This is a genomic window from Paenibacillus sp. FSL H8-0168, assembly GCF_038592955.1.
GTDB classification, from domain to species: Bacteria; Bacillota; Bacilli; order Paenibacillales; family Paenibacillaceae; genus Paenibacillus; species Paenibacillus polymyxa_B.
In genome coordinates, this window is record NZ_CP151948.1 from 3,471,847 (window position 1) to 3,485,672 (window position 13,826).

Annotated in this window: 16 protein-coding genes; 4 read left to right on the plus strand and 12 right to left on the minus strand. The window is 46.8% G+C overall.

Annotated elements, in window-relative coordinates; all coding sequences use genetic code 11:
* Positions 1–43: 43 nt before the first annotated feature.
* From spoIIM to MHI21_RS15415, 3 genes are all read right to left on the minus strand, one after another.
* Positions 44–697 carry a stage II sporulation protein M gene (gene spoIIM / locus MHI21_RS15405; RefSeq protein ID WP_023989222.1) on the minus strand — a complete coding sequence of 218 codons (654 nt, stop codon included), beginning with the start codon at positions 695–697 and terminating at the stop codon, positions 44–46.
* A gap of 188 nt (positions 698–885) precedes the next feature.
* On the minus strand, positions 886–2,082 hold the full coding sequence (locus tag MHI21_RS15410; RefSeq protein ID WP_342418470.1) for an endonuclease Q family protein: 1,197 nt from the start codon (positions 2,080–2,082) through the stop codon (positions 886–888).
* A 4-nt stretch (positions 2,083–2,086) separates the two neighbouring features.
* Positions 2,087–2,698 carry an NUDIX hydrolase gene (locus MHI21_RS15415; RefSeq protein ID WP_061829249.1) on the minus strand — a complete coding sequence of 204 codons (612 nt, stop codon included), beginning with the start codon at positions 2,696–2,698 and terminating at the stop codon, positions 2,087–2,089.
* 125 nt (positions 2,699–2,823) lie between these two features.
* Between MHI21_RS15415 and mciZ the strand changes: the two genes are divergently transcribed.
* On the plus strand, positions 2,824–2,967 hold the full coding sequence (gene mciZ, locus MHI21_RS15420; RefSeq protein ID WP_076159536.1) for a Z-ring formation inhibitor MciZ: 144 nt from the start codon (positions 2,824–2,826) through the stop codon (positions 2,965–2,967).
* A 71-nt stretch (positions 2,968–3,038) separates the two neighbouring features.
* Here mciZ and MHI21_RS15425 read toward each other — a convergent pair whose 3' ends face one another.
* Entirely contained in the window at positions 3,039–4,172 is a 1,134-nt protein-coding gene (locus tag MHI21_RS15425; RefSeq protein ID WP_039270980.1) for a tripeptidase T, read from the minus strand.
* An 85-nt stretch (positions 4,173–4,257) separates the two neighbouring features.
* Between MHI21_RS15425 and prli42 the strand changes: the two genes are divergently transcribed.
* Positions 4,258–4,362 carry a stressosome-associated protein Prli42 gene (gene prli42, locus MHI21_RS15430; RefSeq protein ID WP_023989226.1) on the plus strand — a complete coding sequence of 35 codons (105 nt, stop codon included), beginning with the start codon at positions 4,258–4,260 and terminating at the stop codon, positions 4,360–4,362.
* 120 nt (positions 4,363–4,482) lie between these two features.
* Here the strand turns inward: prli42 and lipB are convergent, their stop codons facing one another.
* From lipB to MHI21_RS15460, 6 genes are all read right to left on the minus strand, one after another.
* Positions 4,483–5,181, minus strand: a complete 699-nt coding sequence (gene lipB, locus MHI21_RS15435; protein ID WP_039270978.1) for a lipoyl(octanoyl) transferase LipB — start codon at positions 5,179–5,181, stop codon at positions 4,483–4,485.
* 45 nt (positions 5,182–5,226) lie between these two features.
* Positions 5,227–6,618 (minus strand): dihydrolipoamide acetyltransferase family protein, encoded by a 1,392-nt coding sequence (locus MHI21_RS15440; protein WP_209947341.1) that lies wholly within the window; start codon positions 6,616–6,618, stop codon positions 5,227–5,229.
* An 88-nt stretch (positions 6,619–6,706) separates the two neighbouring features.
* Positions 6,707–7,693, minus strand: a complete 987-nt coding sequence (locus MHI21_RS15445) for an alpha-ketoacid dehydrogenase subunit beta (protein WP_039270974.1) — start codon at positions 7,691–7,693, stop codon at positions 6,707–6,709.
* Between the two features lie 2 nt (positions 7,694–7,695).
* On the minus strand, positions 7,696–8,724 hold the full coding sequence (locus tag MHI21_RS15450) for a thiamine pyrophosphate-dependent dehydrogenase E1 component subunit alpha (RefSeq protein WP_025723034.1): 1,029 nt from the start codon (positions 8,722–8,724) through the stop codon (positions 7,696–7,698).
* A gap of 140 nt (positions 8,725–8,864) precedes the next feature.
* A complete protein-coding gene (gene lpdA, locus MHI21_RS15455; RefSeq protein ID WP_209947339.1) occupies positions 8,865–10,286 on the minus strand; it encodes a dihydrolipoyl dehydrogenase in 1,422 nt (473 codons plus the stop codon).
* Positions 10,287–10,412: 126 nt separating this feature from the next.
* Positions 10,413–10,646: a hypothetical protein gene (locus MHI21_RS15460; RefSeq protein WP_013310799.1), complete on the minus strand. Its 234-nt coding sequence runs from the start codon at positions 10,644–10,646 to the stop codon at positions 10,413–10,415.
* 208 nt (positions 10,647–10,854) lie between these two features.
* Here MHI21_RS15460 and MHI21_RS15465 point away from each other — a divergent pair, with 208 nt between their 5' ends.
* On the plus strand, positions 10,855–11,451 hold the full coding sequence (locus tag MHI21_RS15465; protein ID WP_023989232.1) for a thymidine kinase: 597 nt from the start codon (positions 10,855–10,857) through the stop codon (positions 11,449–11,451).
* 170 nt (positions 11,452–11,621) lie between these two features.
* Complete coding sequence (locus MHI21_RS15470; RefSeq protein WP_209947337.1) at positions 11,622–12,398, plus strand: sporulation protein; 777 nt, start codon at positions 11,622–11,624, stop codon at positions 12,396–12,398.
* 106 nt (positions 12,399–12,504) lie between these two features.
* On the opposite strand, the gene MHI21_RS15475 is transcribed toward MHI21_RS15470, so the two are convergent.
* On the minus strand, positions 12,505–12,909 hold the full coding sequence (locus MHI21_RS15475) for a hypothetical protein (protein WP_209947335.1): 405 nt from the start codon (positions 12,907–12,909) through the stop codon (positions 12,505–12,507).
* A gap of 348 nt (positions 12,910–13,257) precedes the next feature.
* Entirely contained in the window at positions 13,258–13,812 is a 555-nt protein-coding gene (locus tag MHI21_RS15480; RefSeq protein ID WP_245248875.1) for a hypothetical protein, read from the minus strand.
* Positions 13,813–13,826 lie beyond the last annotated feature (14 nt).

A 13,826-nucleotide genomic window follows, 5' to 3' on the forward strand; every position in this document is an offset into this window, starting at 1 on the left:
TATAGGGGGTCTATACAAATAAAGTCAAACATTTTGAAACGGATCAAGATGACACGGAAGCTGTCAGCATAGGAGTGACCCATTGCATCATAACCGGGGTGATCCAAGTTTCAAAGGACGCGCTACCAATAAGAAGCACCATCATCACAGCAGTCAATCCTGCGTAAGACAGCAACGGACGCAGCATTCCGTCTGACGGCCGGGTAGCGAGTATTTTGGTTTTGATCATATGGATGGAAAAAGTCATCGCAGCCACGCTGCAGACGAGCAGTACCGGAATCACGAGCAGGTTATGGGGAGCAACTGAAACCAAAGAAAATAGCAGTCCTTTCCACGAATATTGCCCCACCATATAACCTACTGAAAATCCGATTAGCACACCCTTGAGGAAATTTAATACAAGAATGCCCGGTAGACCAATAACCGAAAGGCCACACACCCAAATTAGGCCGACCCATTTCAGATGTAAAGATACGCTATCCCAAAAGGTCGAGGCCGCCTGCGAATCAGCGAAGCCCTGTTCGTTTTGATTGACCGTTACAAAAAAATCCTTCAGGTAACGGGACAAATCCTGTAACTGCTCCAGCGAGAGTGCGTTTACCATAAGTGCGCCAAAGACGACTCCCACCAGAAACAGCACAGCCAAGAAAACATAATACGGCGTCTGATCCTTTAACGTATGACGAAACCATTGCATCGGCGTCCTGCCCCTTTCATCTGCTTGTTTGTCCAAAAAACAACCGTAATCCGACGGCTGATGGCTAGAAATGGGGCAGCTTTCGCTGCAGATCAAACATCACGAATGATGTGCCAGGCCAGCGGCATAGATAATTTATGGTTATGAACAAGCAGACGCTGATATGCCTTTAGTGGGACAAGACTTTACTAGGACTTAGCTATTTTTCCGTATGTTCCACCACCACCGGACACAAGCGACAGTCGTCCCTCGCGTGAAAGCACAATTTGCTCTGCTAGCACTTTTCCGACGACTGCTGCTAACTCCTCCTGTGTAACCTCATGTAAAATATTCATTTCTGTTCCAAATGCAGCCAATAGCTGGTTCAGCTTGGCTTTGCCCAGACCTGGAATAAACTCCAGTGGAATCTGGTAAATGTACGGCGGACGATGGGACGGAATCATGGGTTGCTCGCGGTCGGCAATGCTCCATATTCGATCCAACACACCTCGCACAAGCTTGGTATGACCACAGTCAGGACAACGTTCATCCGCCATCTGTTGCTCGTCAATAATCGTACCGCAGCTTTGACAGTAAGAACGATGGTATTTGCCCAGTTTCGGATTTAATCCGTAATTGGCACGCACCCGTCGTCCTTCCCGCCGCTCCAAAGCCATTCTGAATTCATCAAAACACGGCTTTGCCAGTGATAATTTATTGTATTCTCGTCCGATTTTCCCAAGTGAATGGGCATCTGAATTCGTGAGAAAGCTGAAGCGATCCAGTTCCGAAATCAAACCGGCCATAGATGAATCTGCGCTCAGCCCCAGCTCCACCCCACTGATGAGCTCCATATCCAGCAGTTCCTCCATACGAGCCGCTGAACTGCCGTATATGCCCTTATGAGGAGTAAAGACGTGTGCAGGCACCATAATGCCTCCACGTCCGTAAATTTGCTGCTGCAACTCACGTGGCGGTGCATAGATTCGTTGTGAGCTGAGATTAACATTTTTCATATGCCGGGCCAGCCATTGGGTAAAATCCTCCATCGCCGCCAGATCTGGAAAATAGGCCAGTACGTGCGCCTCAGGACGACCTTCAGCACGTATTTCCAGCTCCGTGCCAAGGAGAATGACCGTATCCCGGTATGCGATACCTCCGCCGCTGATTTCCTTCATTTCACCCGTATGTAAATAGGTACGAATATCCTCCTGTACATTAGGTGCATGGCAGTCAATGATACCGATCAGCCCAATTCCTTTGCGACCGGAGGCTTCCTTAGCTATGTTGGCAAAGGTCAGATCGCGGCTGCCACTAATTTTGACCGGATTTCCCTTCTCTGTCCTGCCAATATGAATATGCAAGTCTGCAAAGTAGTCGCTAAGTTCTACTATATTTTCATCCATACGCTCAGAAGCTCCCTGTAAGTTGGCGGAGTTGCCATGCATAGACGGCCAGAATCGTTTTAGCATCACTAATCCGTCCTTCACGAATCAGCGTCTGTGCTTCTTCCAGCGTCACCTCAAACAGCTCCAGAAATTCATCCTCATCCGGTTCCATCTCACCTAACTCCAGTTCTTCGGCCACATACAGATGAATGATTTCATCCGCAAAGCCAGGAGAGGTGTAAAAGGAGTGCAGCAGCTTCAACGACTTAGCAGTATAACCTGTCTCTTCTCTCAGCTCACGCCCCGCTGCTTCCATCGGGTCTTCACCCCGCTCTAGCTTACCTGCAGGAATTTCTACCTCACAGCGCCCCATCGCCTGTCTGTACTGGTCCACGACCAGCATTTTCCCTTCATGTAGTGCCAAAACAGCCACCGCACCTGGATGCTTTACGATCTCACGCTTGCCAGTGGAGCCGTCGGGAAGCTCTACCGTGTCTACCTGTAATGTAATGACCTTTCCCTCAAAGATAGGCTGTGTGGACACGGTCTTTTCCTCCAGCGCAGGATTGGAATAAGGCTTGCGATGTGCATCGTTTGTTGGATTGTTCAATTGTCCGTTCGTTTGCTCGTTCATCGGTAAGTTTCCTCCTTCATATCTATCTTTCTTTATTAATTATCACCAAAGTTAGTCTAACTTGTCCACTTTGTACATATGCTGGTGGTAGAATAACAAACTTCCTGTCCTGAGGAGATGCAGAAATGAAAAGCTACCGTACTGAAAGCACCCTCCATATCGTTGGTAAAGCCTGGCAGATTCAAGCACTCTTGCGTCAATGGCAAAAGGAACATGGACCTACAGCCACCATCGCTTCGCTAGCTGTTCCAAAAAAGGTTCAGGTCTAAAGACGAAGGAACGCTGTTCCTGTCTTTAACCTGAACCTTTTTTCAGTATGTTGCAAGTGTATAATACAAATTTATTTTGTGGTTTCTTGAATCAGAGCTACGACAACTTCAGCAACCTTCACCAGGTCATCGGCCTTAATCTTTTCCTCTGTTGTATGGATGTTCTGGTAGCCCACAGCCAAATTCACCGTTGGAATTCCAAGCCCGTTGAATACATTAGCATCTGAGCCACCACCGGAATGGAAGGTTGGCGTTGCCAGTCCCAGTCTTTGAATCGCACGCTGAGCAACCTGTACAACTTCATCATGCTCCGTAAAGCTGAATGCCGGATAGATGACTTCACTGCGGAACTCTCCCTGTGCACCAAATTCACGTGTGGTAGTTTCCAGTGCTTCACGCATATGCTGGATTTGATGATTAACCTTTTCTTGCACAATACTACGAGCCTCTGCACGGATCAATACAAAATCGCATACCACATTTGTCGCGCCGCCGCCCTCGAAACTGCCAATGTTAGCGGTCGTTTCCTTATCAATCCGTCCTAGTTTCATTTTAGAAATTGCTTTAGAAGCGACCTGAATGGCACTAATGCCATCTTCGGGATTTACCCCCGCATGAGCGGACTTCCCAGTTATCTTCATTTCAATACGTGCCTGCGTTGGGGCAGCTATACAAATAGAGCCGACCTCACCATTTGAATCCAAAGCATATCCGAAATCAGAATCTAGCACTTCCGGCTTCATCGCCCGTGCACCCATCAAACCAGATTCCTCACCAGCCGTAATCACGAACTGGATTTGACCATGGGGAATATTCTGTTCGCGCACGACACGAATCGCCTCGAACAAAGCAGCAATTCCCGCCTTGTCGTCAGACCCCAGAATCGTTGAACCGTCACTACGAATCCAGCCATCCTCACCCAACTGTGGCTTAATGCCTTTACCCGGAGTAACGGTATCCATGTGGCAGGTAAAAAACAATTTGGGTGCTTGCTCCACACCTTCCGCTTTCCAGGTGACGATCAGATTGCCTGAACCATGTCCGGTTCTTTCACGAGAATCGTCTTCCATTACTTCCAGCCCGAGTGCATTAAACTTTTCTTTTAGAACACGTGATATTTCCTGCTCATTTTTCGTTTCGCTATCCACCTGTACAAGTTCCATAAATTCCTGTACGATTCGGTCTTTTACTACTTTTACTGTCATTAAACTTTCCTCTCTTTCCCGATTACGCTACAATACGGATAGATGTTCTTATCTATGACTTAAACCTATCCTAAAGGAGTTACACATGTCGAACAAAAAATGGGTTCGTTTTTTCGTCTACATTATGCTCGCAGCTATGATTGGTTCTACGCTGTTCATGGTAATTGAGCCGTTTATTATGCCACTATAATAAAATCCCACTCAAGGTATCCAGCTGCTCTAAGGCACTATTGAAGCCTTGAAGTGGACGAGCTGTTACGTAAAGCAAACAGGCGGGCTTCCGTGTAGATACACAATAGCCCGCCTTACTTTATTGGAAAGAATGCGTTTGCCATTGCGCAACAAATGAAAATTGCTGTTCAAAGTACGGTACAATTTCCTTCGCAATCTGCTCCACCGATATAGGCTTCTGTATGCAGTCCTCCAATGATGTCACACCGTATTCCTGAATTCCGCACGGGACAATGCCCTCAAAGCCCTCATGCTGTATCCCTGATTTGATGTTAAAGGCAAAGCCATGGCTGGTTACGAAGCCCCGACGGTGCTTACACTTGTTGAATTTGACGCCAATGGCCGCAATTTTAAGATTCCCGATCCATACCCCTGTATATTCAGGCTTACGGCTTCCCTCAACTCCATAAGATGCCAACAACCGGATGATCACTTCTTCCAGACTTCGAAGGTATCCGTGCAGATTCAGCGCCTCCCGGTTGCCGAGCATAAGGAGAGGATATCCGACAAGCTGCCCCGGCCCATGATATGTAATGTCTCCCCCACGGTCAATCTGAAAGACGCTGATTCCCTGCTCCTTCAGTTGCTCTGGTGTGAGGAGCAAATGTTCAGGATGCCGCTGAGAACCAATCGTATAGGTCGGCGGATGCTGGAGAAGCATAAGCGTTTCTCTTGCCTCTCCCGCATCCAGCTTTCCCACAATCTCCTTCTGGACATCCCATGCATGGGCATATTCCATCCTATTCGTATAGGTTACATCAAGCGGTCGTCTGTTCACGGCCTGTCACTTCCTCTCCGTACATTTCCCCCACTGTTCGGATGATTAGTACAGCTTCGTATCTAAAGTGTAGCCTTCTAGATTTTCTTTAACCCGTTGCAAGAATCGTCCGCAAATCACTCCGTCCAAAATGCGATGATCCAGCGACAAGCACAAATTAGCCATCGAGCGAACCGCAATCATATCATCAATAACCACGGGTCTTTTGACAATGGATTCAAAGGTAAGAATTGCAGCCTGCGGATAATTAATCACCGGATAAGATAAAATTGAACCAAAGGAGCCTGTGTTGTTTACAGTGAACGTTCCGCCTTGCATGTCGTCCAGTTTGAGCGTGCCTTCCCGGGTTTTACGTGCCAAATCGTCAATTTCACGAGCTAATCCAGCAATATTTTTCTGATCCGCTTTTTTAATAACAGGGGTAAGAACGGAGTCCTCCGTACCTACGGCTAGCGAAATATTGATGTCTCTTTTGACGATAATTTTGTCCACTGCCCAGACCGAATTCATAATCGGATATTCCTTGATTGCATTCACGACTGCTTTCATGAGGAAAGCTAGATACGTAATATTAATGCCTTCTTTTTGCTTAAATTCGTTTTTGATCTTGTTGCGGAGCATCACCAGGTTGGTCACATCCACCTCAATCGTCGTCCAAGCATGTGGAATTTCGGAAACGCTTTGTCGCATATTACGAGCAATTGCACTGCGAATGGGTGTAACATCAATAAAATACTCGGATCTGTTGTTGTTGCCACCTTCAACTTCGATCACAGGAGCTTTTGGAGCCTCCGTCAAATGAATCCCACTGTTACGAACCGGAATAGCAGGGTCCATATTTTGAATCGGTGTACCTTGCTGAGTGGCAGACTGCTGTCTTCCTGCAAAAGGAGAGCCTTGTCCTGATGTCGTCGCAGTCGGCTGTCCAGATACTCCAGTAGGAGCAGAACCGCCCTGCTGCACATAATTCAGCACGTCTTTGCGGGTAATTCTTCCCCCCATGCCCGTGCCTGGTACTTGGCTTAAGTCTACATTATGCTCAGCAGCCAGGGTTTGCACCGCTGGGGAAAAACGTCCTCTCATGGACTGATCCGATCCAGCACTCTGCTGAGATTGTGTTTGTACGGTACTTTGAGATGCTGGTGCAACAGGTGTCGCCCCTGTTACCGCCGCAGGTGCAGCCGACTTCGTCTGGATACGGCAAATTAACTCGCCTACCGCTACTGTCTGACCTTCCTCTGCCAACAAATCACCCATAATGCCGTCCAATGTGGATGGGATTTCTGCATTCACTTTATCTGTAATAACCTCGCAAATCGGCTCGAATTGCTCTACCGTTTCACCAGGTTGTTTGAGCCATTTGGCAATTGTCGCCGATACGAGCGATTCTGCCAATTGTGGCATGATCACGTCGTTCCATTGTGTTTGGTCTGACATTTTTTCAACTCCTTAACATCATAGGAGGGCGCGTTTTACCGCTACCCCCGCTATACTTTTGGAATGCTTTCGTCCAATCTGCCCTATATTAATACATTGCAAGACGGCGCATGGCTTCCTTAACCTTATCCTTGTTTAACATATAAAACTTCTCCATCGGTGGGCTGATCGGCATGGCTGGTACATCAGGAGCACATAGACGCTCAATCGGCGCATCCAGCTCGAACAGACACTCCTCATTAATAATAGCCGATACCTCGGCACCGATGCCGCCCGTTTTGTTGTCCTCATGCACGATTAATACCTTACCTGTATGTCGTGCAGCCTCAACAATGGCTTCGCGGTCCAGCGGTTGGAGTGTGCGCAAATCCACAACATGTGCGGTAATGCCCTCTTCCTTCTCCAATTCCTCAGCAGCCTGCATGACAAAATGCAAAGGCTGGCTATAACCGATGACCGTAATATCGTCACCCTCACGTAATAGATTAGCCTTGCCAATCGGAACGATATAATCATCCTCAGGCACTTCACCCTTGATCAGCTTGTAGGATTTTTTATTTTCAAAAAACAGCACCGGATCAGGGTCACGAATGGCTGCTTTCAGCAATCCTTTTGCGTCATAAGGGGTAAATGGAGCAACAATTTTCAAACCCGGCGTACCAAAAAAGATCGATTCTGGACACTGAGAGTGATACAAACCGCCAAAGATCCCACCACCGATTGGCGCGCGGATTACCACAGGACAGTTCCAATCGTTGTTAGAGCGGTAGCGGATTTTAGCAGCCTCACTAATAATCTGATTGGTCGCCGGAAGCATAAAGTCCGAATATTGCATTTCGGCAATCGGCTTCATTCCGTACATGGCCGCACCAATCGCAACCCCGGCAATAGCCGACTCAGCCAATGGCGTATCCATGACACGTTGCTCACCGAATTGGTCCATAAGCCCCTTTGTCGTTGTAAAGACACCGCCCTTCACCCCGACATCCTCACCTAATACAAAAACCGTTTCATCCTGCTCCATCTCTTCTTTCATGGCAAGACGAATCGCATCAATATATTCCATAATCGCCATCGTTATCGGCCCTCCCCATCGCTATCTGCATACACATGCAGCAGCGTATCTTCGGGCTTTGGAAAAGGCGCTTTATCTGCATATTCAATCGCTTCCTTGACTTCGAGCAGCAGCTCAGCCGACAGATCCGCATCCTTGGCCTCATCCCAAATGCCGCATTCGATCAAGTAGCTTTTCATACGGGCTACGCCATCCTTGGCCCAGTTCTCATCCACTTCCTCCTTGGTCCGGTAAGCCAGATCATTATCCGAGGTGGAGTGAGGAGACAGTCGGTACATCATGGCTTCGATCAGCGTAGGACCTTCACCGCGGACAGCACGTTCGCGTGCTTCCTTCACCGCCGCATATACCGCCAATGCATCATTACCATCGACTCGAATCCCTGGAAATCCATATCCCAAAGCACGGTCGCTTACCTTGCCTGCCAACTGTTTATGAATCGGAACCGATATCGCATATTGATTGTTCTCGCACATAATGATGACTGGCAGCTTCTGTACACCAGCAAAGTTACAGCCTTCGTGAAAATCTCCCTGATTGCTGGAGCCTTCTCCAAACGTAACAAACGATACAAAATCCTTTTTCTGCATTTTGGCAGCCAAAGCTACACCTACTGCATGCGGAACCTGTGTCGTTACTGGGCTGGAGCCTGTCACAATACGCAACCGTTTACTACCAAAATGTCCTGGCATCTGGCGACCACCGCTATTGGGATCATCTGCCTTGGCAAATGCCGACAGCATCAGTTCGCGCGGCGTCATTCCTACCGCTAGCACGAATCCATAATCCCGATAATAGGGAAGAAAATAGTCCTTTTCCCGGTCAAGGCCGAAAGCTGCACCTACTTGTGCTGCCTCCTGTCCAATGCCGGAAACGTGGAAATTAATTTTCCCTGCCCGTTGCAGGAGCATGTTGCGCTCGTCAAATCTTCTTGCGAGCAACATATATCTGTACATATCAATAACTTGTCCGTGAGTAAGTCCCAGCTGTTCATGTCTGAAGCCAGCGTCTACAGCGCCTTTAGAACTCATTGAGGCACCTCCTTAAGTGTCAAACATTCTACTTCCATTACCTAGTACCATCTTGTCTTAAAACCTGGTACTAAACTCTGACTAACCCCATTATAATCCTTTTCTCCCCAAAAAGAAAAGCACCGATTTATTTGAAACGTTTATATGCCAATCGCCTGTCCATCAACGGCCAGCATCGCTTCTCCCAAAATCTCCGACAACGTCGGATGCGGATGAATAAGCTGTCCGACTTCCCACGGCGTAGCATCCAGCAGTTGCGCAAGAGCCGCCTCGCTGATCAGGTCCGTCACATGCGTACCGATCATATGTACACCGAGAATATCATTGGTCTTCTCGTCGGCCACTACTTTGACGAAGCCGTCCCGACTGCCGTATACTAGCGATTTTCCGATAGCTTGAAAAGGGAACTTCCCTGTCTTCACCTGATGTCCACGCTCGCGGGCTTCTTGCTCCGTTAAGCCGACGCTTGCGGCTTCAGGACGTGTATAAATACACCGCGGAATCAGATGGTTAGGTACACTGTGAAAATCTTCGCCCGCCAGATGATGAACCGCCTGCAAACCTTCATGGCTCGCTGCATGCGCCAGTTGTAAGCCGCCGATGCAATCCCCAATGGCGTAAATATGTGGTTCATTCGTCTGCAAATGTTCATTAACTGAGATAAAGCCACGCTCTACGCGGATATCCGTATTTTCCAGCCCGATATTTTCCACATTTGCCTGACGCCCTACAGAAATGAGCAGTTTGGTAGCGCTGAGGGTTTCGGTTTCTTCCCCTTTTTGCACGTCAATCTGCACACCTTCCTCATCTTTGCCGTATGTTTTAGCCAGCACTTGTGAACCCGTCAGCACCTTGACACCACGCTTGGTTAACAAGCGCTGCATTTCACGCGAAACGTCTTCGTCTTCAGTGGGAATAAGTCGATTCGCAGCTTCAACCACCGTAACCTCCACGCCAAAATCATTTAGCATGGAAGCCCACTCCACGCCAATAACACCACCGCCCACGATAATCAGGGATGCTGGCAGCTCCTCCATAGTTAACGCTTCGTCACTGCTCAGAATAAATTCGCCATCTGGCTCTAGTCCGGACAGCACACGCGGGCGTGATCCTGTTGCAATAATGAGATGTGCAGGAACAATCGTTTCCATCTCACCATCTTCTAGTTCCACGGCAACTGCCCCGCTTTTTGGAGAAAATATAGACGGACCAATCACGCGCCCCTTACCGCTCAGTACCGTAATTTTATTTTTACGCATCAAAAATTGAACGCCCTGATGCAGCTGTTCCACAACGGCTTCCTTACGTTCCTGAACCTTGGGAAATACAAGCTGTGCTCCCGATGTCTCGATACCGTATTGTGCACTTTCTTTAATCGTGGCATATACTTCCGCACTGCGTAGCAAGGCCTTACTCGGAATGCAACCACGGTGCAGACAGGTTCCGCCAAGCTTGTCCTTTTCGATGATAACCACTTCTTTGCCTAGCTGGGCGGCACGAATGGCTGCTACATACCCCCCGGTTCCTCCACCCAAAATAGCGACATCACAATGTATAGTCATGTTTCTCCTCCATTAACAATTGATTATATATAGCTTATTGTACTCTCTTTATTTCACTGTACAAAATATAGCGTTTAGGCATAGGCTACAAAAAAGCTAACCCTTTAATCCAGATATCTTTCCACATCATTCATACAGCGCATCTCGTAATTTGGTAGACATCCTTGGACTTTGTGCTGATTTGGCTCGCAGCGCCTTGCGAAATGATTCATTTTGTTTGCGCAGAAAGTTCAGCTCTGTCTCCAGCTCAGTGATGAGTTCTAGAGCTTGCGGACTGATCAGCCCTTGCTCCAGTAATGCTCCTTTTTTGGCACTATAATCCGTATTTTTTTCGTCCATGCCTTTCACTCTTCCCTTCATTCCACTACGCTTCACCATATCATGCCCGCGGCGGCAGAGCAATGACGACCACATTTACGTTTTAGGAATGAACATACAAAAACATGTCGAAAATCAATATATTTTCTCTAGTCTGTATACGGCTGGTTATGGTAATCTATAATGGCGTTTTCTTTCGGAGAAGAAGATTTACAGTGTTATGTACATGTTACAGAGAGGGGAATTCGCTTTGCCTACAGGACGAATTACGATTATTACAGGCCCCATGTTCAGTGAAAAATCCGGCGAATTGATTCGCCGCTGTCAAAAACTAATCCAATACGGGCATCGTAAAGTGGTAGCTTACAAACCCGCTGAAGATAACCGCTATGCCGAGGACGAAATAGTAAGCCGGATCGGATATCGGCTGCCCGCTATCTCTATCCCAAGAAAACTTACAGATGAGCTCGTTCAGCGTATTTTGCAAGAAACAAAAGATGCCGACGTGGTTGCCTTTGACGAAGTCCAGTTTTTCAGTCGTCATATTATGTCGCTTGTACAAGAGCTAGCTTATTGCGGCAAGCATGTAATTGCCGATGGGCTGAATCTGGATTATCGAGGCAAAGAGTTCGGCTATGTCGGTGGTCTGCTCGCCATGGCGGATGACATCGAGAAGCTGACTTCCTTTTGCGCTGTCTGCGGTAGCTCGGAAGCAGTATTTACGCAACGTATGGTAAATGGTAAACCTTCCACTGTGGGACCTATTGTGATGATCGGCGACTCTGAGGCTTATGAGCCTCGTTGTCGAAATTGCTTTATACCTCCTCATAAAGTGAACTGCGATTAGTGGACAGATAGATCGACAAGCTGCAATATGCTACGTGAGTACCAGTGACTTTTTTCTTGCATTTTTTTGGAACGAATCGAACCATTGCCCCGTATATCCGGTTAAGCTGTACAAGTTTTTAGTTTTCGTTTGTATATCATGACCATGAGATTATCTGGGGGGACGGAATAATGAGTTTTTTCAACAAAATCTTAGCAAGCGCAGGAATCGGTTCAGCTAAAGTCGATACGCTGGTGGATCAAGCCGTATATGTGCCTGGGGAAGAACTTAGTGGGATCATGCGCATCAAAGGCGGCAAAATTGATCAGGAAATCGGCAAAATTGACATCGAGCTCAAGACTGAATATATCGTGGAGCACGATGATAAAAAAACTATCAGCACCTGCTGCATTGCACGGATTAAGGTATCTGACGGCTTTCATCTAGAACAAGGACAGGAGCTTGAAATTCCTTTTTCCTTCAGATTGCCGTTGGAAACTCCTGTTACTCACGCCAAACAGCCCGTCTGGCTGGAAACAGCATTAGATATTGGCATGGCTTTGGACCCGACCGATCGTGATTCACTCAAAATCGAGCCACATCCCTATATGAATACAGTGTTTGAGGCGGTTAACCTGCTGGGCTTCCGATTCCGCTCCTCCACCTGCGAACGTCATCCTAAGCTGGGACGCGGCGTTCCGTACGTACAGGAATTTGAATTTACGCCCGGATCAGAATATGCACGTGATATCGAGGAGCTAGAGCTGATTATGCAGTTGGAACCCGAGGGTGTGCATGTGCTTGTAGAAGTAGACCGCAGGGGAAGAGGGTTATCTGGTTGGCTTGAGACTGCATTTGATATGGATGAGCGTCATGCCTGGTTGAGTTTAAGCCGGGAAGATCTCTCCTATGGACCCGATCACATAGCAGATGCGCTCGAGGAACTGATTGACAGGCAAATTAGATAACGATGTAAAGCCAAACAAAAAACTCCTAACCAATTTACTACATCGGTTGGGAGTTTTTATTAAATAAAAGAATTCTTTAATGATGGTCATCAATCGTCTGTATAGACTAAAGTGGCAACATATCCTGTCTTTCCGCCTTATGCTTACACTCTTTGCATACCCCATACAGCGATCCATTGTCATCCGCATAGAAGGTTAATTTGTCTTCTTTTTTACAAAAGGAGCATTTTTGCTTGCCTGTGCCCTGGATAGAGTCAGACAGTCCAAACCCAGTTTGGGCCTGAATACCTGCTGCTTTTGCATTCGTGCGTGGACCGGAAGACACTTTAGACTTAGATTCATTACCGGTGCGGGATTGTCGAGCGGACTTACGAGGACGAAATTCAACGACATTACTGTCCCGCTGTTCATTCACTTGTTTGTTGCTGCTGCGACTACGCCTTACTTTAATAATCCAACCCAACGCCACCAACAACACGCCGAAGAATATCCAAGTCAGACTATCCCACATACTCTCATCCCCGCCTTTGCTTTAGAATCAATTGGGTTAATACCACTAGCCCGTTCAATGCGATGACTTAGCCTATAGCTTTATTCATTGAAATATACCCGTGTATACAGCCTCTGTGCTGTTCATCCGATTGTCTCCATATAAAAATCGTACCCTCCCGTGCAACTCCAACTCGTCTCTAAGCAAGAAACTGAGCATATTAGGTAAATCATCTTTTCCTGAGGAGTACATTGACCCGTTTTACAAATTGTACATCATCCTTTTGAAAAACGATAATATCCCCTCTATGAAGATCGTTCTCCTTATCATAGCCCAATGGTGAGAATAAAAATGGCCCAGATGGCTACATTACTCCCCTTGATAATAAAAATCAATGAATCTTTTCGTCAACGGATTAAACTTATCAAAGCGTTTGCGGTGCGGTAAAAAGCCTGACTTATGTACTTGTTCTGCTAGTGTTTCTACATGTTCAAATCGCTTGAAAAAGGGCAACGCGAAAGTGTAAATATCTTCAATAATCTCTTGGATCACCCGTTCTCTTTCAGCTTCTGTGGACACAAGGTAATCCCTGTTTTCCGTATATTTCTTGGTGAGAGCAATCAACTCACTGTGAAAACAAGCGCCAGTATTATACTTCTTTTTTATTCTTTTGGATTCTACGATAATATAAACTTTTAATGCACCATATTTCGTCGCACCAAAACTAATTTCAAATATAAATTCCTTGGTTTCTTTTTTCAAAACTTTTCTGCTTTTCAGATATTTAGAATCATTCAAAAATGGTGTAGCTATGATTTTTTCTATCGCTAACTGACGTAGGTCATTTGCTTTAAGTTCAGTCTTATTGTCCATCATGTCACTCCAACCCAAAGAAGTTCCCACCATTATATCATATCTTTCCAATTACAGATTCCTCA